Below are 21,304 nucleotides of genomic sequence, written 5' to 3' on the forward strand. Positions count from 1 at the left end.
ACCGGGTGCCCACAGCGTCCTTAGTTTGGTTGTCAGTGTTGTAGTTCGGCCGCTTCGTACAGCGTGTTGCGCCGGCGCGCGGGCCGGTCGAGGTACTCGGAGATCTCCTCCAGCTCGTCCACGGTCTTCAGCGAACCGTACTGCGAACCGGCCATTCTCGAGATGGTCTCCTCCATCAGGGTGCCGCCCACGTCGTTCGCCCCGGCCTGCAGCATCGCCCGGGTGCCCTCCACCCCGAGCTTGACCCAGGACGTCTGGATGTTGTCGATCCGGCCGTACAGCAGGATTCTCGCGAGCGCGTGCACCACCAGGTTGTCGCGCATGGTCGGCCCCGGGCGGGCCACCCCGGCCAGGTAGATCGGCGCGTTCTGGTGCACGAAGGGCAGCGCCACGAACTCGGTGAACCGGGCGTTGCCGTACTCGATGCTCTGCTCCTGCAGCTGGGCCAGCAGCCTCAGGTGCCGGGCCCAGTGCGCGGGATTGTCCACGTGGCCGTACATCATGGTCGAGGAGGTGGGCAGGCCGACCTGGTGGGCGGTGGTGACCACCTCGATCCATTCCCGGGTGGGCAGCTTGCCCTTCGTCAGGATCCAGCGCACGTCGTCGTCCAGGATCTCCGCGGCGGTGCCCGGAAGTGAGTCCACCCCGGCCTCTTTCACCCGCTCCAGCCATTCCCGGATCGGTAGGCCGGTACGGGTGGAGCCGTTCACCACCTCCATCGGGCTGTAGGCGTGCATGTGCATCTGCGGCACGGCCTCCTTCACCGCCCGGGCGATGTCGAAGTAGGCGTTCGCCGGCAGCCGGGGGTCGATCCCGCCCTGCATGCACACCTCGGTCGCGCCGACCGCCCAGGCCTCGCGCACCCGCTGCTTGACGTCGTCCAGCGACAGGGTGAACGCGTCGTCGTCCTGCCGGCGCTGGGCGAAAGCGCAGAAGCGGCAACCGGTGTAGCAGACGTTGGTGAAGTTGATGTTCCGGTTGACGACGTACGTGACGTCGTCGCCGACCGCCTCCCGGCGCAGGTCGTCGGCGATCCGGGCGAGCTGCTTCAGGGCGTCGCCCTCGGCGTAGGCCAGCAGGACGGCCTGGTCCTCGGTGAGCTGCTGCGGTTCGGTCTCGGCGGTCTTCAGGGCCTGGACCATGTCGCCGTCGATCCGCTCGGGAGCGCCGGTCTGGACGGCCTTTTCGCGTAGCGCCGACCAGTCGCCGTAGACGTCGTCGAAGTCGCTGCGGCGGTCGCTGGTGCGGCCGGTGGTGTCGATCGTGACGTTCAGATCGGTGCGGCCGCTGCTGCCCCAGTCAGGATCCGGCTCCTGCCAGGGCATTCCCTTGATCAGCGCACTGGGGTTGGCCAGGCCGTCCTGGCGCATCAGGGCCTTGACATGACCGTAAACCCTGGGGTCGAGCCAGGGTTCGCCGACGGCCGCGTACTCGGGGTGCACGGTCAGGCGCTCAGTCAGCTCAAAACCGGCATCGGCGCTGTACTTCGCCAGATCGTCCAGGTGCGGCCAGGGACGCTCGGGGTTCACGTGGTCGGGGGTGAGCGGGGAGACGCCGCCCCAGTCGTCGGCCCCGGCCTGCAGCAGCCGGCCCAGCTGCTCGGGCTCGGACAGGTTGGGCGGCACCTGGATCCGCATCCTCGGCCCGAGCACGATCCGCGCGGTGGCGACGGCGGCCAGGTACTCCTCGTCCTCGGCGTCGGCCCGGTGGCGCATCACGGTCTTCGGCTTGGCCCGGAAGTTCTGGATGATGGTTTCCTGGATGTGACCGTACTCGCGGGCCAGCCGGCGCAGCGCGAGGAGCGACTCGGCCCGGTCGGCGAACGTCTCGCCGATGCCGATCAGCAGGCCGGTGGTGAACGGGATGTTCAGCCGGCCCGCGTCCTCGATCACCCGCAGCCGCACCTGCGGGTCCTTGTCCGGGCTGCCGTAGTGCGCCTGACCTGGAGTTTCGTACAGATGCCGAGAGGTTGTCTCGAGCATCATGCCGACGCTCGGCGAGACCGGCTTGATCCGGCCCAGGTCCTGCCAGCTCATCACCCCGGGGTTGAGGTGCGGCAGCAGACCGGTCGCCTCGAGCACCTGCACGGCCAGGCTGCGGATGTAGCCCAGGGTGTCCTGGTACCCGGCCTCGGCCAGCCACTCCTTGGCCTCGGGCCAGCGGTCCTCCGGGCGGTCGCCCAGGGTGAAAAGGACTTCCTTGCAGCCCAGCGCGGCCCCCTGGCGGGCCACCCGCAGCACCTCGTCGGGCGTCATGTACAGACCCTTGCCCTCGCGCTCGAGCTGCTTGGGGGTCTTCACGAACGTGCAGTAGTGACACCGGTCGTTGCAGAGGTGGGTGACCGGGACGAAGACCTTGCGGGAGTAGGTGACGATGCCGCTGCGCCCGGCGTTGGCCAGGCCCGCGTCCCGCACCGCCCCGGCCGCCCGCAGCAGGCGCTCCAGATGCTCACCCCGGGCCTGCAGCAGGACCTCGGCCTCGGCCTCGTTCAGAGTGACGCCGTCCTCGGCCCGCCGCAGCGCCCGGCGCAGCGCGGATTCGGAGGGCGCGGGCGCTGACGAAGGGGTCGGCGTCTGGGTCACGAAGGGCTCCTTCTGCTTGCGGGGCTTGCTGCCAGGGTGGAACCTGAATCGCCGCTCATCACCCTCGTGCGAATCTACGCGGGCGCCCCTGGCATTCCCGATCGGGCAACTTCGGCCCGCGCAGGTTTCACCGGCGCCCGCGCGTATCAGGCTGCGGCGACCGAGCATCTTTCTACGCAGTAACCCCCCAGACTTCCCTCTTCAGGAGATTCAGCGCGATGCGCAGCTCGCAGCCCGTCGGCGGCAAGGTCGTGGTCATCACCGGTGCGGCGCGGGGTCTGGGGGCCGCGCTGGCCGAGCAACTGGCCGCGCGGGGCGCCCGCGTGGCCCTGCTCGGGCTGGAGCCCGACGAGCTGGCCGTGGTGGCCGCCCGGTGCGGGCGTAACGCCGCTTGGTTCGAGTGCGACGTGACCGACCCGGAACAGCTCGCCGCCGCCGTGGCCGGGGTGGAGAAGCGCTTCCGCGGGGTGGACGTGCTGGTGGCCAACGCAGGCATCGCGATGGGCAGCCCTCTGCTGCTGGCCGAGCCGGCTGCCTACGAGCGGGTGATCGAGGTCAACCTGCTGGGCAGCATCCGGACCTTGCGCGCTTTCCTGCCCCTGCTGATCCGCAGCCAGGGGTACTACCTGCAGATCGCTTCGCTGGCCGCGCTCAGCCCCACGCCGATGATCACCTCGTACGGCGCCAGCAAGGCCGGCGTGGAGGCTTTCGCCTTGGGGGTACGCACCGAACTGGCTGTGCACGGAGTCGGTGGCGGGGTGGCCTACCTGTCATTCACTGACACCGACATGGGCCGCTCGGCCAGCCGCTCCAGCAGTGGGGTGCGCCTGCATGACCTGGACCGCGCGGTGAACCGCTTGGTGCAGGGAATCGAGCGGCGCGCACCCTACGTCTACGGCCAGGCCTTCATCCGGCTGCTGCGCCCGGTGCGAGGGCTCCTGCCGGGGGTGGTGCATCGGGTGGCCCGGGGACCTGCCTCGCGGTTCGAGGCTGCGGTAGCTCAGGCCGGGCCGCAGGCCTCCTCGCCGATCGGGCCGGGCGGGCGGGCGGACACCAAGGCCCGCAAGTTCCGAGACCCGGAGACCACCGGCTAGCTCCTACATCACCACAGATGTTGCCCTGGCCAAGGTTGGTGCTCTCCGCACCGGGCAAGGGAGAAAGCAGTCCCGGACCGGGAGCGGTGGGCGGGGACGCTCAGATGATGTGTACACCTGGTACCAGATGGACCACGTTGACACATCGTGAGCGGTCGTCGGCCGGGCTCTGCCCGGGGATGGGCAGGATCGGGCTGGCACGGTCTCACCAAGGCCGGGCGGCAGATCCGCCGACAAGCCGTCAAGGTCGGCGTGACTTCCGAAGCACGACCTGGTCTGATCCACCGGGCCGTGCTTCAACGCGCCCGGCCCGACCAGCCCGGTAGCTCCTCAGCCACCCGCCTCACCGGCGGGTGGCCCCGCGGAACGGGCCACCCCGTCCGTTGCTTCTAAATCAGCCGACCATAGGAAACCGGGCAGCCCTATGGAACGGACCGCGACGTCCGTTGCTTGTGGTTGTTCCGGTCAGAGGCAGACCGGCGAGCCCGCTGCCTCTGACCCGTCTGCGTGATCGCCGGCGGACCGCTCAGTTCTGCGGGGGCTGCCCGTAACGCGGCGGCTCGTTCGGCGGGGTGCCGTACGCCGGGCCGTCTGTCGGAGGCTGCTGCTTGGGCTGCTGGCCCGGCTTGGCACCGCCCTTGCCGTCCTTGAAGCGCTCGGTCAGGCCGCGGGCCTGCTCCTGCACCTTGGCGCGGGTTGCCGGATCCTTCAGCTTCTTGCTGAGCTCCTGCGCCTGAGCCTGCACCTTGGCCCGGGTGGCCGGGTCCTTGGCGGCAGCCTGAGCCTGCGCGAGGAGTTTCTTGCCCTGGGGGGAACGGGCGAACGCGGTGACTTTCCCGAGAAAACCGGCCATGCCCAAAAGTAACCGCTGAGCTGATCAAAAGCATCCGCGTGGCGGGCCGCGTCCGGAAGCCGCCGATGTGCCGAACCGCCAGGTCGCAGGCAGGATGCGGGCCATGGCACCGAAGCATGACGATGAAGTGGCAGAGGCTGTCAGAACCCCCGCGCAGCTGGACGGCTCCCGCTACGACGTGGTGGTGGTCGGAACCGGCTCGGCGGGTAAGCCGCTGGCCAGCGAATTGGCCAAGGCCGGGCTGCGGGTGCTGGCGGTGGAACGGCATCGGGTCGGCGGCGAGTGCGCCTACGTGGCCTGTGTGCCGTCCAAGTCGATGCTGCTCGCGGCCCGGCGGCATCGGGCGTCCGGCTCACCTTCCTTTGCCGAGGCCGTGGCGCTGCGCGACAAGATCGTTTGGCACCGCTCGGACCACAAGGCGGTGGAAGGGATGCTCGAGGCGGGCGTCGAGCTGGTGCGGGCTTCGGCCGCCTTCTCGCCCGGCGCGGTGCAGCTCGACGGCACCGCCACGGTGCGCTGGAGCCGGGCCCTGGTGATCGCCACCGGGGCCGATGCGGTGATCCCGAAGATCGATGGCCTGCAGCAGGATGCGGCGGGGATCTGGACCTCCGACCAGGCCCTGTCCAGCGATGAACTGCCGCCACGGCTGGCGATCTTGGGTGGCGGCCCGATCGGCTGCGAGCTGGCCGAGGTGTACGCGTCGTTCGGCAGCCAGGTCACCCTGCTGGAGGCCGCGCCCACGTTGCTGCCCCGCGAACAGCCCTGGCTCGGCGAGGCCATGGCTCAGGCGCTGCGCCGGCTGGGGGTAGACGTCCGCACCAGCACGGAGCTCACCGCAGTGCAGCCGGGGCTCGTGCTGCAGACGGCCCAGGGCGAGATCGCGGCCGAGCGCCTCCTGGTGGCGATCGGCAAACGCCCGCTCACCGAAGGTCTGGAGAACCTGGAGCTCGGGGAGAAGGGCGAACTGCTTGTAGACGCTCGGATGCGGGTGCGTGCGAACGGCGGCGAGGCGCTGGCCGATGTGTTTGCGATCGGCGACGTCACGGCGCTCAACCCCTATACCCACGGCGCCAACTACCAGGCCCGGGTGGTGGCCGACGAACTGTTGGGCCGCGGCCGTGACGCCGACCATTCCGGCACCCCTCGGGTGGTCTACACAGACCCCACGGTCTTCGCTGTCGGGGAGACCGAACGCACCGCCGCCGACCAGGGTCTGCGCACGGTCAGCGCGCGGTTCGACGTGACCGGCACAACGCGCGCCGCAGTGGAGGCAGTTGAGCAGGCCGACGATCGCCCGGCCTCCCTGGAGCTGATTGCCGACGCGTCCAGCGGCGTACTTCTGGGCGCCGCCGCGATCGGTCCGGAGGCCGACTCTTGGGCTGCCGAACTGGCCCTCGCAGTGCGGGCGCGGATCACCGTGCAGGCCCTTGCCGACCAGCCGCACGCCTTCCCCTCCTGGGCCGAGGCGATCGGCTCACCGGCCCAGGAGCTGGCGGCCCGGCTGAGAACTGCCTGATCTGAGCGGCTGATTCACCGGCTGCCCCGGGGCACCGCGCAGATAAGGTTCGTGCCATGGATGCGGGCACGAACGACGGAACGATCTCGAGCGCGGTCTTCGTCACGGCGACAGAGCCGGAACCGCGCAAATACGGCAAGCCGGTAGTCATCGGCGGCATCCTGGACCACCTGTGCGAACGCCTCGGGCCGGACAATGTGCACCTGGTCCTGATCGGCCGGGCCGACGTCGAGCGCCCACCGGTTCAGTACCACCGGCACGTGCTGACCAAGCCGGGCACGGTGGAACAGGCCACCTCGGTCCTGGCCAATGTGGTCCTGCCGCCCCGCTTCCGCCCGGCCGGCCTGGGCCAGGCCGCGGGCGAGCACTCCGGCGGCCGCTACCGGCACCCGCTGCAGGAGGCGGTGCTGCACTCGGCCAACCTGGGCACCCGGATCTTCAAGGTGATCAACGAGATCGAGGCCGATCTCGAGGTCTGGGACACCGTGCGGATGGGCCAGTACGTGCTGGAGCGCGGCGAGACCGCCCGCGACCGCTCGATGCTGTGGCCCGGCTCGTCGTTCGGCCACCAGGTCAAGCGCCGCATCCTGTACGCGGACGACCTGTTCTCCGAGCGCTACGACGCCATGCTGAAGGAGGACACGGCCACCGGTAACCCGGGCGGCGAGTTCGCCAAGCTGCTGCCCGGCCCGGCGAAGAAGCTGCTGGCCAACCCGCGGGTGCACCGGCCGCTGCTGCGCCTGGAGCGCGACCTGGTCGCTGCCTCCGAGGTCCGCCAGCCGGAGTACTTCGACGGCACCTACCTGATCAGCCCGGAAGAGACCGCCCGCCTGGCCGAGAAGGTGCCGGGGGCGAACATCGGCACCCTGCCCCCGCTGCTGCGCGAGCCCTCCGGCACCCGGATCCGGCAGTACAACGGCGCCCCCGAGTTCACCTTCATCGGTGGTTTCGACTATGCGCCCAACCGGGACGGCCTGGACTGGTTCCTGACCAACTGCCGCGAGGCGGTGCTGCAGGCGCTGCCCAACGCCGTGATCAACGTGGTCGGCCCGGGCACCGACGCCGGTCTGCCCTCGGGTGAGGCCTGGGGCGAGAAGGTTCGCTTCCTCGGCTGGGTGGACGACCTGGACACGGTGCTCAACGGCAGCGCCACGCTGCTGTCGCCGCTGCGGACCGGTAGCGGCGTAAAGATCAAGGTGCTGGAGGCGCTGGCCCGGGCCCTGCCGGTGGTCGGTACCAAGGCCGGGGTGCAGGGCATCGAGGGTGGCGAGAGCAGCGGTCTGCTGATCGGCGAGACCCCGCAGGAGCTGGCCGCGGCGATGCAGCGGGCCACCGATCCGCTGCGCAACCAGCAGTTGTCGGCGGCGGCCCGGACGGCCTGGGACACCAAGTACTCCCCCGTCGTGGTGCGCCGTAAGTACGACGAGATCTTCGGCTTGTCGCGCCCGATCGCTCCGGAGACCCGCCCGATCCAGCTCCCCCGCTTCTGAGCCGGGTACCCCGAACAGAACTGGGGACGCCCGCGGTCACCGACCGCGGACGTCTCCAGTTCTGGTTGGATCAGTTGGCGTCGGGCATGCCGCCGGTGGGACGGTTCGGGTCACGCTTCTCGGCCCAGACCGTGCGCACGGCCGGGTATTTGGCCAGCAGTTCGCTGCAGGTGCGCGAGGTGTAGTTGCGCTCGGCCATGCCGGCCAGCAGCAGCCGGGTCGCCTCGCCGCGGTCCAGGCCCTCGCCGGTCTCCGGGTCGGAGGCGCCTACGCCGTCGCCGGAGAAGTCGTGCAGCAGCACGATGCCGCCCTGGTGCAGGGAGCCGATGGCGCGCTCGGCGATGGTGGCCGCGTCGGAGCCGTCCCAGTCGCGGGCCCAGGCCGACCAGACCACCACGTCCATCCCCAGCGCCCGGGTGGCCAGGTACTGCCCGATGGTCTGCGCGCCGTAGGTGGGACGGAACAGCAGCACCTTGCGGCCGGTGATCCGCTCCAGCCGGGACTTGCCGTCGCGGATCAGCGCCACGGCCTCCTTGATCGGCAGCGAGCTGAGCCGGGTGTGATCGATGCCGTGCAGGGCGATCTCGTGGCCCTCGGCGATGATCCGGCGCACCAGGTCGGGGTACTTCTCGGCCTGCTCCACCATCACGAAGAAGGTGGCCCGGTTGCCGCTGGCGGCCAGCGCCTCGAGCACCTGCGGGGTGTAGACCGGGTCGGGCCCGTCGTCGTAGGTGAGACCGACCACCTTCTCGGAGGTGGCGACCGCGGCAACGGTGCTGACCGCGAGCAGCGCCGGGCGGCCGTACTTGAGCACCTTGTCCGGTTCGGGCAGCTGGCGCTCGCCGACCTCGTAGTCGCAGACGTAACCGCGGCGCACGAGCCGGGCGGACAGGTCGAGCAACGGCCGCCGGGCGGCGGGCCGAACGGAGGCCTCAGTCATGGTGGCCAACCTATCCGCACCCACCGTCAGTTTTGCGCCGACATCACGCTGCGCCACCGCCGTAGAGCACTGAGGCGGCCGAACCGGGGTAAATGGTCCACCCTCCGCTGCCGGAGTACACCTATCCAGTTACTCCGGGCCGATCTCGGTCATCACCACCCCCCTCGTCTGGATACGCTCGACTTCTCTTTGAATTCGGAGGATCCCTAGATGTCCGTTCAGCACGTCGGCGTCATCGGCGCCGGAATCGTCGGTCTCGCAGTCGCCCGGCGGATCACCGAGGTCTACCCCGGCACGCAGATCACCGTCCTGGAGAAGGAGGACCGGCCGGCGGTTCACCAGACCGGGCACAACAGCGGTGTGGTGCACGCCGGGCTCTACTACACCCCGGGCTCGCTCAAGGCCACGCTGTGCCGTCGCGGCGTGGGCCTGCTGCAGGAGTACACGCAGGAGAAGAAGCTCCCCTACGACGAGTGCGGCAAGCTGGTCGTGGCGATCAACGACGCCGAGGTCGCGGGTCTGAAGAAGATCCAGGAGAAGGCCGCCAAGAACGGCGTGCCGGACGTGGCCTGGCTGGACAACGTGGGCCTGCGCGAGATCGAGCCGTACGCGGCCGGTGTCGCCGCCCTGCACTCCCCCCGCACCGCGATCACCGACTACGTGGCGATCACCGACGCCTACGCCGACGACGTGCGCGCGGCCGGCGGCAGCATCGAGTTCAACTTCCCGGTCGACGGGATCACCCAGTACAACAACAAGGTCCAGGTCAAGTCGAACGGCCGCACCATGGTCTTCGACCGGCTGGTGGTCTGCGCCGGTCTGCAGTCCGACAAGGTGGCCACCTGGGCCGGCGACGACGCGGGCCCGGCGATCGTGCCCTTCCGCGGCGAGTACTTCCAGCTGCTGCCCGAGCGCACGCACATGGTCAAGGGCCTGATCTACCCGGTGCCCAACCCGGACTACCCGTTCCTGGGCGTGCACTACACCAAGCGTGTGCACGGCGGCGTGGACCTCGGCCCGAACGCGGTGCTGGCCTTCGCCCGCGAGGGGTACACCAACGGCACCTTCAAGGCCTCGGAGCTGTTCGAGACGCTGAAGTGGCCGGGCTTCCGCAAGCTCGCGGCGCAGCACTGGAAGATGGGCGCCAACGAGATGGCGGGCTCGCTGAGCAAGCGGCTGTACGTGAAGTTCGCCCAGCAGTACGTGCCCGAGATCCAGGCCGGCGACCTGGTCAAGGCCCAGGCCGGGGTGCGGGCCCAGGCGGTCGACCGGGACGGCTCGCTGGTCGACGACTTCCGGATCTCCAAGCTGGACAAGGTGATGGCCGTACGCAACGCGCCCTCACCGGCGGCCACCAGCTCGATGGCGATCGCCGAGTACATCACCGACGAGCTGCGCGACCTGATGGTCACGAAGTGACTCTGAAGTAGGACCGGAGCGGGACCGGTCCGGACGGACGTCGCCTGGCGTTCATCCGCCGGTCCCGGGCCGGGGGCCTGTGCGCCGCGTGAGCCTCACAGCCAGTTACGGAACGTGCGATTTTCCGGATTCTTGATGCTTTCTTGGGTGCCCTGGGCACATCCGGTCCGGTGCCCTGGCATGCTTACGCCCGGGGGGCAGCAGCGCTGCTGTCGGTCCTTCGGGCACAGCGGCTCAGGTGAACGTATATATGAACCTCACCCGATCGGCCATGGTTCCCTGACTGGTCAGGTTCGGCGGTTACGAAGGTAAAAGTCCGGAAGAACGGTTTCGGATTGCCCGATTTAACCGTCGAAGTTACGCGAGTGACTACGAAACGTAGTCACTGAAACCAAAATCGTCACTCGACACGTGCGTTGCGGTAACGAACTCGGCATTGGCTAACGATGAGGTTGGCGAGACCGTACTTTGGCAGTGGCGGCAGTGCGGGGCTGCGGACGACACAGTGCGACAGGGAGGGCTTGTAGTGACGCTCCGTGATCCGATGGGCAGGGCCGGCAATTCCGGGGGACCGTCCCCGGACGGCAGCCACCCGGACGAAGCACGGCTGGTCATCGACGTACGCGGCGAGGCCGCGCCCGCCCAGCACCTGGCCGGCTCACAGCAGTCGCAGAACGGCTACGGCGGCTTCGCCCCGCAGGCCTCGTTCAACCAGCAGATGGCCACCCAGCCGATCCAGATCCCCCAGCTGAACTCGCCGCACGCAGACCTGCGCCCGGGCGGCAACGCCCAGGACGACGACCCGCCGGCCGGCACCTGGGCCGGACCGCTGGTCCGCGCCGGGATCCGCCCGATGCTGGTGCTGCTGGACCTGGTGGCCTGCGTGGCCGGCGCCCTGGCGTCCGGCGGGCTGCGGCCGATCATGGGCATCTTCACCATCCTGCTGATCGCGGCCTACGCCACCGGCGGCCTGTACCGCTCGCGGCTGTCGCCCTCGATCCTCGACGACATCCCGGCCATCTCCGGCCGCCTGCTGGTCGTCCTGGCCCTCACGGTCACCGGCCAGCTCACGCTCAACCAGCTGCGCTGGGACGTGGAGATGGTCGACTGGAAGCTGCTGATCGCCGCCGCGGTCACCTTCGTCGCCACCGTCTGCCTGCGCACCACCGCCTACGGCCTGGTCCGCTTCGCCCGTCGAACGGGGAGGATCGCGCACCGCACCCTGATCCTGGGCGCCGGCCGGGTGGGCACCTACCTGGCCGAGTCGCTCTCCCAGCACCCGCAGTACGGCCTGCAGCCGATCGGCTTCCTCGACATCGACCCGCCGCGGCCGGGCGTCAGCGCCTCGCACCGCATCCTGGGCCGGCCCGAGCAGCTGGTCGAGGTCCTGCTGGACCACCAGGTCCGCAACGTGATCGTGGCCTTCGGCTCGATGCGCGAGTCCGAGCTGGTCGACATCATCCGCACCTGCGACCGGCTGCACTGCGAGATCTTCGTGGTGCCCCGGCTGTTCGAGCTGCACCACATCGGCGCCGAGATGGACACCGCCTGGGGTATGCCCCTGGTGCGCCTGCGCCGCGCCGCCTACCGCAGCCGCGCCTGGCAGGTGAAGCGAGGGATCGACATCGCCTTCTCCGGCTTCGCGCTGTTCCTGCTGTCCCCGCTGATGGCGGTCATCGCCGCGGCGGTGCGCTGGGAGGGCGGCCCGGGCATCCTGTTCAAGCAGGAGCGGGTCGGCGTCGACGGCCAGCACTTCTCGGTGATGAAGTTCCGGTCGATGAAGCCGGTCAACGAGGCCGAGTCGGCCACCAACTGGAACATCGCCCAGGACCACCGGCTCGGCCCGGTCGGCAAGTTCCTGCGCCGTTCGTCGCTGGACGAACTGCCCCAGCTGCTGAACATCCTGCGCGGCGACATGAGCCTGGTCGGTCCCCGGCCGGAGCGCCCGCACTTCGTCGACACCTTCCGCAGCCAGCACCCGCACTACGTCGCCCGGCACCGGGTGCCGTGCGGCCTGACCGGCCTGGCCCAGGTCAACGGCCTGCGCGGAGACACCTCGATCGCCGAGCGGGCCCGGTTCGACAACTACTACATCGAGAACTGGTCGCTCTGGCTCGACATCAAGATCCTGATGCGCACCGCTATGTCCGTGATCCGGGCCGAGGGCGGCTGATCACGTCTTCACCGTGACCGCCGTCCGGGGTGGTCACGGTGCGCCGAACCGGTCACTACCAGGCCGGATCGGCCCAAGGGGCCCGGCGGTGCGGCCATACTGGTCGCCCCGTCAGCGGGTTCTCCCCGGGTAGGGCCTTCCCCAAAGAACCCCAAAGAACCCGACCGTTCACCAATCCCCCCATTCGTGCGAGGAATGTCCTGTGACTGAACAGCAGCCCGACGTCTCCGAGATCCCCGTAGTCCTGCTCGCCGGAGGTATGGGCACCCGGCTGCGCGAGGCCAGCGGGGACAAGCTGCCCAAGCCGATGGTGGACATCGGCGGCCGCCCGGTGCTGTGGCACGTGATGAAGATGTACCAGGCGCACGGCTTCCGTAAGTTCGTGATCTGCCTGGGCTACAAGAGCGACGTGATCAAGCGGTACTTCCTGGACTACCGGCAGGCCGCGGGCGACTTCACCCTCACCAACGACGGCTCCGAGCCGGTCTTCCACTCGGCCGGCAAGGTCGAGGACTGGGAGATCACCTTCGTCGAGACCGGTCTGCAGACCGGCACCGTGGGCCGGGTCAAGCGGGTCGCCGAGCACCTCAAGGCCGACCAGTTCATGCTCACCTACGGCGACGGCGTCGGCGACGTCGACATCTCCAAGGTGGTCGCCACCCACCGGGCCGGCGGCCGGATCGGCACCGTCACCGCGGTGCACCCGACCAGCCGCTACGGCGAGATGCACGTCGAGGGCGACCAGGTGGTCGAGTTCAACGAGAAGCCCACCCTGGCCACCGGCTGGGTGAACGGCGGCTTCTTCATGTTCGAGCGCAGCTTCATCGACAAGTACCTGTCGAAGATCGACGACGACTCGATGATGCTGGAGCAGCAGCCCCTGCAGGAACTGGCCCGGGACGGGCAGCTCTCGCTCAACGGCCACGAGGGCTTCTGGCTGGGTATGGACACCTACCGGGACTGGACCGAGCTCAACAAGATGTGGGACCGCGGCGAGGCGTCCTGGAAGTTCTGGCAGGACTGAGTCTCCCCTCCCTTCCGATCGTTCGACCGACGTATACAACAAGGAGCAACTGACCATGAAGGTCCTGGTGACAGGCACCGAGGGGTACCTGGGCTGCCTGGTGGCGCCCGAGCTGATGAAGCGCGGTCACGAGGTGATCGGCGTGGACACCGGCTACTACCGGCAGGGCTGGCTGTACAACGGCGTCCCGTTCACGGCCCAGACGCTGGCCAAGGACATCCGCGAGATCACCGTCGAGGATCTCGAGGGTGTCGACGCGATCGTGCACATGGCCGAGCTGTCCAACGACCCCCTGGGTGAGCTGCTCTCCGAGGTCACCTACACGGTCAACCACAAGGGCTCGGTCAAGCTCGCCGAGATGGCGATCCAGGCTGGCGTCGAGCGCTTCGTCTACATGTCCTCGTGCAGCGTGTACGGCGTGGCCGAGGGCACCGTGGACGAGAACTCCCCGGTCAACCCGCAGACCGCCTACGCCGACTGCAAGACCCTGGTCGAGCGCGACCTGAGCGCCCTGGCGAGCGACAACTTCTCGCCCACGTTCATGCGCAACGCCACCGCCTTCGGCGCCTCCCCGCGCCAGCGGTTCGACATCGTGCTGAACAACCTGTCCGGCCTGGCCTGGACCACCAAGAAGATCGCGATGAACTCGGACGGCACCCCGTGGCGTCCGCTGGTGCACGGCCTGGACATCGCCAAGTCGATCTACTGCGCCCTCGAGGCCCCGCGCGAGGCCGTCCACAACGAGAAGTTCAACGTGGGCAGCAACGAGCAGAACTACCAGGTCCGGACGATCGCCGAGACGGTCGGCGCCGAGTTCCCGGGCTGCGAGGTCACCTTCGGCCCGGCCGGTGGCGACAACCGCAGCTACAAGGTGAACTTCGACAAGATCTCCTCGCAGCTGCCCGGCTTCTCCTGCGACTGGGACGCCCAGAAGGGTGCCGCCCAGCTGCACCAGGTCTTCCAGGCGATCGACATGGACGAGGCCACCTTCACCGGCCGCGGCCACACCCGCCTGAAGCAGCTCGAGCACCTGATCAGCACCAAGCAGCTGGACGCCGACCTGTTCTGGACCAAGGAGGCGGCGGCCAAGTGATCATCACCAAGCAGCACATCCCCGACGTCGCGATCGTCGAGCTGGAGCGCCGCGAGGACGACCGCGGCTTCTTCGCCCGGACGTTCGACGTGGCCGAGTTCGAGGCCGCGGGCCTGAACCCGGCCGTCGAGCAGTGCAACATGTCGTACAACCACAAGGCCGGCACCCTGCGGGGCATGCACTACCAGCTGGACTACGCCCCCGAGGTCAAGCTGATCCGCTGCGTGCGCGGCGCGATCGTCGACCAGATCGTGGACATGCGTCCGGACAGCCCGACCTACCTGCAGCACGTCTCGGTCGAGCTGACCGCGGAGAACCGCAAGGCTCTCTACGTGCCGGCGATGTTCGCCCACGGTTTCCAGACCCTGGTCGACGACACCGAGGTGATGTACCAGGTCACCGGTAAGTACACCCCGGACGCCGAGCGCGGTCAGCGCTACGACGACCCGGCCCTGGGCCTGACCTGGCCGCACGAGGTCACCGTGATCAGCGACAAGGACAAGTCCTGGGCGCTGCTGGAAGGTGCCGCGAAGTGATCATCGTCGACACCGCGCTGGCCAAGCGCGAGGCCGAGGGCAACCCGGTCCGGGTGGCCCTGGTCGGCGCCGGCTTCATGGGCCGGGGCTTCGTCAACCAGGTCGTGAACTCGGTTCCCGGCATGGTCGTGGCGGCCATCGTCAACCGCACCCAGGCCAACGCCGAGCGGGCGTACACCGAGGCCGGCGTGACCTCGTGGGAGGTCACCGAGACCGCTGAGGCGACGTCCAAGGCGGTCGCCGCCGGCACCCCGGTGATCACCTCGAACTACGCCGCGGTCACCGAGGCCGAGGGCATCGACGCGATCGTCGAGGCCACCGGCAACGTCGAGTACGGCGCCCACGTGGTGACGTCGGCGATCGAGTTCGGCAAGCACGTGGTGCTGCTGAACGCCGAGGTCGACGGCACCGTCGGCTCCGCGCTGAAGGCCCGCGCCGACGCCAAGGGCGTCATCGTGACCGGCTGCGACGGCGACCAGCCGGGCGTCCAGATGAACCTGGTGCGTTTCGTCAAGAGCATCGGCCTCACGCCGCTGGTCTGCGGAAACATCAAGGGCCTGCAGGACGAGTACCGCAACCCGACCACGCAGGAAGGCTTCGCCAAGCAGTGGGGGCAGGACCCCCACATGGTGACCTCCTTCGCCGACGGCACGAAGATCTCCTTCGAGCAGGCGATCGTGGCCAACGCGACCGGCATGACGGTGGAGAAGCGCGGCATGCGCGGTGCCGACCACCGGGCCCACGTGGACGAGCTGACCAAGGCGTACGACGTCGAGGAGCTCAAGGCGGCCGGCGGCTACGTGGACTACGTGGTCGGCAGCCAGCCCGGCCCGGGTGTCTTCGTCCTGGCCACCCACGACGACCCGAAGCAGAAGCACTACCTGAACCTGTACAAGCTCGGCGAGGGCCCGCTGTACAGCTTCTACACCCCGTACCACCTGTGCCACTTCGAAGTTCCGCTGTCGGTGGCGCGGGCCGTGCTGTTCAACGACGCCGTGATGCAGCCCCTGGGCGCGCCCACGGTCGAGGTCGTCGCGGTCGCCAAGCGCGACCTGAAGGCCGGTCAGACGATCGACGGCCTGGGTGGCTACGACACGTACTCGGTGGCCGAGAAGGCTTCGGTCACCAAGGACGAGAACCTGCTGCCGATGGGTGTCACCGAAGGCTGCGTGCTGCTGCGCGACGTGGCCAAGGACGAGGTGCTCACCTACGCCGACGTCACCCTGCCCGAGGGCCGGCTGATCGACCAGCTGCGGATCGAGCAGGCGAACCTCTTCGCCTGATCTGCCGATCGAGACGGCCCCGGACCTTCTGGTCCGGGGCCGTTCTGGTGTGCGGTAAAAGGGCTTTCAGAACTGAGGACGTCGGTGGGCACCTGGCGCCCACCGACGTCCTCAGTTTTTACTCACCGAAGAGCTTCTGGAACTCCTTGCCGGCCTTGGGCATGCTGTCCAGCCGGTGGTCACCCTTGTCGCCCACGTCGACGTCGAAGTAGATCTGGTAACCGACGTTGTTGCGCGGGTCGTCGATGAACTTGTGCATCTGCTCGATGAAGTACGGGTTGTCGCCCCCGCCGTGACCATCACCGACGCTGCGGTCCCACAGCCCCCACTCGGGCAGGGACAGCGGCTTCTTCTTGGACTGCGCGAAGTTCGACCAGAAGGACAGGCCGTAGGTGGCGTCCATGACGGTGGCCCAGGCCTGCTCCTGGTGCGCCACCCGGCAGGCGGCCTTGCAGCCGCTCGGGTAGGGGTAGCTGTTCTCCGCCCAGGAGATGTCGTAGACGTCCACCCCGATGTAGTCCACGTACTTGTTGCCGGGGTAGTACAGCGTGGAGTCGTACGTCTCGCCGCCGTTGTTGACGTTCCAGTCGAACTTCAGGTTCTCGGCACCGGGCACCGCGCGCATGGTGGTGACCACGTTGCGCCAGTACTTGATGAAGTCCTCCCGGTCCGAGGCCTTCGGGTGCCAGGGCCAGTTGACGTTGAACTCCCAGCCCAGGCGCAGGATCGCATCACCCTGGCCGTAGGCGACCAGGTTCTTGGCCAGACGCTCGAAGTGCCGGTCGTAGTCGCCGTCGGCGCCCGCGGCCAGCGTGGCCGTGCTGTCCCGGGTGGGCAGCATGGCCACCGCGAAGACCATCTGGTAGTCGGTGTTCTGCCAGGTGTTCAGCATGTACGTGGGCGCCGCGATCTGTTCCCAGTTGGTGCGCTGGGAGTAGTCCATGGCGTAGGTGGGCTGACGGCCCAGCCAGCTGCCGAACGAGTTCACCGACGAGGGTGAGGTGCCCTTGTACACGCCCAGGCCCACCTTGCCGGCCGCGCCGGAGGTGGCCGGCTTCTCGGTCTCCTCGGCCTTGGGCTCGGCCGCCGGGGTGGTGGCGCCCGCGGCCGGGGTGACCGGAGCGGTCTCGTCCTTACCCCCGCCGACCAGTGCGTACGCAATGCCGCCGACGACCAGGAGGACCACCATCACGGCAGCGATCAACGGCAGACGCGGTTTGCGGCGTTTGGGCTGCCGGAACGACTGGGGCTGCTGGCGCGGGGGTGGACCGGTGCGGCTGCCGCCGAGGCTCGGGAAGCTGGCCCCGTTCCCGGGAACCCGCTTTCCGTCGCCAGAGGCCCAGCCGAGATCGGGGGCCTCGGAATCCATATCGAAGAAACTCGGCCGACGGCCCTGGATGTTGAGGCTTTTTGCGTCCTCCCGCTCGTCGCGGGACCGGTCCGGGCGCTGGTCGTACTCGTCTTCCGGCTCATTGCGGCCAGGAGCGACGATCGCCTTGATCTTTCCGGAGGCGGTGGTCAGCGGAGCGATCGCGCGGAACCGGGTGCGGGGCCCCTCCTGCTGCTCGCCCTCGGGGCGCCGGTTCTCGTCCTCCCGGCGGGGGCGGCGGCCGGCGAAACCGCGGGCCGGGCGCTCGGGGAACTCGTCCTGAGCCTGCCGGTCGAGGCGGTTCTCCAGGGCGTACTCGTCAGGGGAACCACGCTGCGCCGAGCGCGGTTCGCCGTACCCCTGCTCATAGTTCGTTTCGTAGCCCGGCTGATACCTGGAGTCGTCACCGGTTTCGAGGCCGGGCCGGTGCCCCTGCTCGTAACCGTCGTCGTACCGAGAAATTTCGTACTGGTGGTCCTGGGCGGCGGCGCGCCGGCCGTCCCGGTCGTAGGGCGGGCGTGCGGGCGATTCGTCTGCCGGATCCTGGCCGTACGGGTGCGACGGTCTGACAGGGTATTCAGGCATGACCTGGCACCGACTCCCGGCCCGATTCGGCACCATTTGACGGGCCGCCGGAGCGGTCACCAGGCGCGCAGGAGTAAAGGAGGGTCACGCCCAGAGAGTGTAATCGGTTCTCTGTGCGTCCGCTTCGCCCTTTGCGTCCCTACTGAAAACAACACAGCGGGTGAGCAGGCGACTCCTTTACTTCGCGAAAAGGGAACGGAAAGTCTCCCCGGCCTCCTGATAGGTCGTCATCAGCTTGTGCGGGCCGTCGTGGCCGTTGAACTCGAAATAAGCCTGGTAGGCGACGCCGTTGTCCGGGTTCGCGATGAATGCATGCATCTGCTGCAGGTAGTAGGTGTTGAGCCCGCCGCCGTGCCGGTCCTCGCGCTCCCACAGACCCCATTCCGGCAGGGTGAGAGGTTTTCCGCGGTGCCGGGCGAAGTCGGCCCAGAACTCCAGGCCGCGCTTGCCCCCGTAGATCGCGTTCTCCCACGCCCGTTCCTGCCGGTCGGAGCGGCAGTCGACGTCACAGCCGTCCGGGTAGGGGTAGGTGCGCCAGGTGTACGCCACGTCGTAGGCGTCTACCCCGATGTAGTCGACGTACTCGTCGCCCGGGTAGTACTCCACCGCGTCGTACTTGTTCTTGCCGTTGTTGGGGTTCCAGTCGAACTTGAACTCCTGGCCGGGCACCGAGCGCATGGTGTCGGCGATCTGCCGCCAGTAACCGATGAAAGCCGCCGTGTCGGGCGTCGCCCAGCGCGACGTCTCCAGGTTGAACTCCCAGCCCAGCCGCAGGATCGCGTTGCCCTGACCGGCCTCGACCAGGTTCTGCGCCAACTGCCGGTAGTACTCGTTGTAGGCGCCGGTGGCGCCGTTCGCGACCGTGGCCGAGGCGTCGTCCTCAGGCAGCAGGGCGATCGAGTACGACGGCTGGTAGCCGGTGCCGCTCCAGGCCTCGATCATGTACGCCGGGTCGGCGATCTCGTCCCAGCTGGTCCGGCTGGAGAAGTCCACCACCACGTCCAGGTCGGCGCCGAACCACTCGGCGAAGGCCTGCGCCTGATCCGGCTCGGTACCCACGAACACGCCGTTCTTCAGCGGCGGCACGGTGCGCTCGGGGATCGGGCCGGACAGCGCCGCATCTCCCACCGGGTCGCGCTGCCAGAGCCAGTAGCCCACGCCCGCGGCGACCGCCAGCAGCACCGCGAGAACGCCCGCCACGAGGGCGAACAGGCGCAGTCGGCGCCGGCGCCGGGCGACCGCGCGCGGCGGCCCTCCCGTTCCTCTGGTGAGCTCGAGCATCTGGCTTCAGGCCGTCCGGATCTGGAGTGAGCAGTGACCTATCAAGTCTCAGCGTCACCTTTGGCCGGAAGCCGGTCAACCGTCACTCAGCCGCAGCTCAGGTAGGCGGCAGCTTCTGCCAGCAGCGCGCAAACGACGGACGGCCACCGGGAGGTCTCCCGATGGCCGTCCGTCGAAACTGTCCTGCTCAGCGTCGGCGACCGCCACCGCGGCCACCGCTGGAGCCACCCGAGCGGGTGACGTCGTTCCAGGGCAGATCCGCGTCTTCCGGACGCCCGCCGCCGTAGTTGCCGCCGCCCTGCGGGGCACCGTAGCCACGGTCGTCCCCGCCCAGGGCCGGGAAACCACCGGAGTCCTGACCGCTGTTGATGATCGGCAGCCCGCGCGGCGAGGTGTCGTACATCCGGTTCGGCTCGGCGCTCATCGCGGCCCGCTGCCGGCGACGGCTGTTGGTCGTGTTGGGCCGGCGGATGTGGTTGACCAGCAGGCCCGCCACCGGGATGCCGGCCAGCCGGCAGCGCCGCTGGAGCTCCTCGAGGTCGGCCGGGGTGGTCGCCTCGTCGAGCACCACGACCGCGGCGTCGACCTGACCGGCCAGCACGAACGAGGCCGAGGAGGCGGGCAGCGGCGGGGCGTCGATCAGCACCAGGTCGGTGTCGTCCGGGAGCTGGTCGAGGATGGCCTGCACGTCGGGCACCGGGTGCCCCTGGACCGGCTGGAGCACCTGCAGCCGGATGATCCCGAACTGGGCCCGCGAGGCGGCCTTGCGCTCCACCGCGTGGCCCAGGTCGATCCGGCCCTGGGCCAGGTCGTGCAGCGGAACCCGGAGCACGCCGTGGTCGGCCTCGGACTGCGGGCGCACCGTGTCCTCGATGTTGAGCAGGAACACCCGGCGACCGTGGTCGGCGGCGGCCGCGGCCAGGTTCAGCGCGGTCAGGCTGGAGCCGGCGCCGTCGTGCGGGGCGGTGATCAGGAAGACCCCGGGGGCGGTGCCACGGATGTAGTCCAGACCGACCGCGGCCATCCGGTAGGCGTCACCGGGCTCGGAGTAGGCGGCGGCGATCGCGTCGTCGGCACCGATCCGGCCCCGGTCGGGGACCTCGCTGAGGACCGGGGCGCCGAAGATCGCGCTGGCCTCGTTCGGGCCGACCTTACGCCGGGAGAAGGACTGCGTGTACAGAGCGTAACCAGTACCGGCGATCAGGCCGATCAGCGCCAGGATCAGCGCGTTGCGCAGCGGCTGCGGTGAGGAGGCCGACTCGGGTACGTCGGCGAGCTGCACGTTGTTCACGCCGTTGCCGTAGACCGCGGCCGCGGCCTCGACCGCGTTGCGCTGGAGGACCGAGGTGCCGGTGGTGTCGTCGACCTGCTTGACCTGGGCGGCGACCTGGGCGGTGCGGACCTTCTGGTAGGCCGCGACCACCCCGTCGACCGTGGTCTTGGCGAGCGCCGCGGAGGAGGCGGTGGCCTCGACCGTGATCACCGAGGCGTCCTCGGACGAGGTGACCGCGATCTCCTTGTACAGCTCGCGCGTGGTCACGCCGGGCAGCGGGGTGTCGTCGATCGCCGTCTGCAGCACCTCGTTGGTGGTGAGCAGGACGGTCTGGTTGGCGATGTACCGGGCGACATCGTTCTGCGGCTGGTCGACCAGGGGCTGGAAATCGCCCTGCGCGCTGATGAAGATCTTGGACTCGGCGGTGTACTTCGACGACTGCACCGTGCTCAGCCCGACGCCCAGCAGAGCCGCGACCACGACGCAGGCCAGCACCACCCAGCGTTCCCGCACGATGGCGTTCACCAGGCTGGGCGCCTCTTCCGCGGCCGAACTGCCATCGGCCTGGCGCGCCGCCAGAATGTCCTGCACGCGTACTCCTCCTGGTCGCGAAAATTATTGCCGGCCCGCAGCACCCCCCGTAGTGCGGCCGAATGGGTCAAGTGCCCCGCAGCCGGATGGGTTCCTCTGCATTGAGCCACCCGGTATCCGTGCGACAGTCTGTCACGAACGCCTAGCCTGAGCGGCAGAGTTGCGCAGCCTTGGGCTGTATCGCCCCGATGATTGCGACGAT

15 protein-coding genes are annotated in these 21,304 nt (G+C 69.0%); 9 read left to right on the plus strand and 6 right to left on the minus strand.

The features are described from left to right. Nucleotides 1-32: 32 nt before the first annotated feature. Nucleotides 33-2,582 (minus strand): bifunctional FO biosynthesis protein CofGH, encoded by a 2,550-nt coding sequence (locus LR394_RS17040; RefSeq protein WP_231443018.1) that lies wholly within the window; start codon nt 2,580-2,582, stop codon nt 33-35. Nucleotides 2,583-2,800: 218 nt separating this feature from the next. On the opposite strand from LR394_RS17040, the gene LR394_RS17045 reads away from it, so the two are divergent. Further along, complete coding sequence (locus tag LR394_RS17045) at nt 2,801-3,676, plus strand: SDR family NAD(P)-dependent oxidoreductase (protein WP_231443020.1); 876 nt, start codon at nt 2,801-2,803, stop codon at nt 3,674-3,676. A 526-nt stretch (nt 3,677-4,202) separates the two neighbouring features. On the opposite strand, the gene LR394_RS17050 is transcribed toward LR394_RS17045, so the two are convergent. Then, a complete protein-coding gene (locus tag LR394_RS17050; RefSeq protein WP_231443022.1) occupies nt 4,203-4,529 on the minus strand; it encodes a hypothetical protein in 327 nt (108 codons plus the stop codon). Between the two features lie 103 nt (nt 4,530-4,632). On the opposite strand from LR394_RS17050, the gene LR394_RS17055 reads away from it, so the two are divergent. Continuing rightward, nucleotides 4,633-6,045 (plus strand): dihydrolipoyl dehydrogenase family protein, encoded by a 1,413-nt coding sequence (locus LR394_RS17055; protein ID WP_231443024.1) that lies wholly within the window; start codon nt 4,633-4,635, stop codon nt 6,043-6,045. Between the two features lie 56 nt (nt 6,046-6,101). After that, nucleotides 6,102-7,535, plus strand: coding sequence for a glycosyltransferase (locus LR394_RS17060; RefSeq protein ID WP_231443026.1), 1,434 nt, complete (start codon nt 6,102-6,104; stop codon nt 7,533-7,535). Nucleotides 7,536-7,605: 70 nt separating this feature from the next. Here the strand turns inward: LR394_RS17060 and LR394_RS17065 are convergent, their stop codons facing one another. Beyond that, nucleotides 7,606-8,475, minus strand: coding sequence for a polysaccharide deacetylase family protein (locus LR394_RS17065; RefSeq protein ID WP_231443028.1), 870 nt, complete (start codon nt 8,473-8,475; stop codon nt 7,606-7,608). A gap of 210 nt (nt 8,476-8,685) precedes the next feature. Between LR394_RS17065 and lhgO the strand changes: the two genes are divergently transcribed. The 6 genes from lhgO to LR394_RS17095 all read left to right on the plus strand — a co-directional run bounded on the left by lhgO (nt 8,686) and on the right by LR394_RS17095 (nt 16,003). Continuing rightward, nucleotides 8,686-9,894: an L-2-hydroxyglutarate oxidase gene (lhgO, locus tag LR394_RS17070; RefSeq protein ID WP_231443030.1), complete on the plus strand. Its 1,209-nt coding sequence runs from the start codon at nt 8,686-8,688 to the stop codon at nt 9,892-9,894. 526 nt (nt 9,895-10,420) lie between these two features. Further along, nucleotides 10,421-12,067 carry a sugar transferase gene (locus LR394_RS17075; protein WP_231443032.1) on the plus strand — a complete coding sequence of 549 codons (1,647 nt, stop codon included), beginning with the start codon at nt 10,421-10,423 and terminating at the stop codon, nt 12,065-12,067. Between the two features lie 202 nt (nt 12,068-12,269). Beyond that, entirely contained in the window at nt 12,270-13,091 is an 822-nt protein-coding gene (rfbF, locus tag LR394_RS17080) for a glucose-1-phosphate cytidylyltransferase (protein WP_231443034.1), read from the plus strand. A gap of 55 nt (nt 13,092-13,146) precedes the next feature. Beyond that, nucleotides 13,147-14,184 (plus strand): NAD-dependent epimerase/dehydratase family protein, encoded by a 1,038-nt coding sequence (locus tag LR394_RS17085; protein ID WP_231443036.1) that lies wholly within the window; start codon nt 13,147-13,149, stop codon nt 14,182-14,184. After that, on the plus strand, nt 14,181-14,720 hold the full coding sequence (rfbC, locus tag LR394_RS17090; protein ID WP_231443039.1) for a dTDP-4-dehydrorhamnose 3,5-epimerase: 540 nt from the start codon (nt 14,181-14,183) through the stop codon (nt 14,718-14,720). The genes LR394_RS17085 and rfbC overlap by 4 nt, the downstream gene beginning before the upstream one ends. After that, the gene (locus LR394_RS17095; RefSeq protein ID WP_231443041.1) at nt 14,717-16,003 is read left to right on the plus strand and encodes an NAD(P)H-dependent oxidoreductase; all 1,287 of its coding nucleotides are present in this window, start codon (nt 14,717-14,719) and stop codon (nt 16,001-16,003) included. The genes rfbC and LR394_RS17095 overlap by 4 nt, the downstream gene beginning before the upstream one ends. Before the next feature lie 118 nt (nt 16,004-16,121). Here LR394_RS17095 and LR394_RS17100 read toward each other — a convergent pair whose 3' ends face one another. The 3 genes from LR394_RS17100 to LR394_RS17110 all read right to left on the minus strand — a co-directional run bounded on the left by LR394_RS17100 (nt 16,122) and on the right by LR394_RS17110 (nt 21,102). Continuing rightward, nucleotides 16,122-17,957, minus strand: coding sequence for a glycosyl hydrolase (locus tag LR394_RS17100; RefSeq protein WP_231443043.1), 1,836 nt, complete (start codon nt 17,955-17,957; stop codon nt 16,122-16,124). A 177-nt stretch (nt 17,958-18,134) separates the two neighbouring features. Then, nucleotides 18,135-19,238, minus strand: a complete 1,104-nt coding sequence (locus tag LR394_RS17105) for a glycosyl hydrolase (RefSeq protein ID WP_231443045.1) — start codon at nt 19,236-19,238, stop codon at nt 18,135-18,137. Nucleotides 19,239-19,425: 187 nt separating this feature from the next. Next, the gene (locus tag LR394_RS17110) at nt 19,426-21,102 is read right to left on the minus strand and encodes a Wzz/FepE/Etk N-terminal domain-containing protein (protein WP_231443046.1); all 1,677 of its coding nucleotides are present in this window, start codon (nt 21,100-21,102) and stop codon (nt 19,426-19,428) included. Between the last annotated feature and the right edge of the window lie 202 nt (nt 21,103-21,304).

Source organism: Kineosporia babensis (assembly GCF_021129305.1).
Classification (GTDB): Bacteria; Actinomycetota; Actinomycetes; order Actinomycetales; family Kineosporiaceae; genus Kineosporia; species Kineosporia babensis.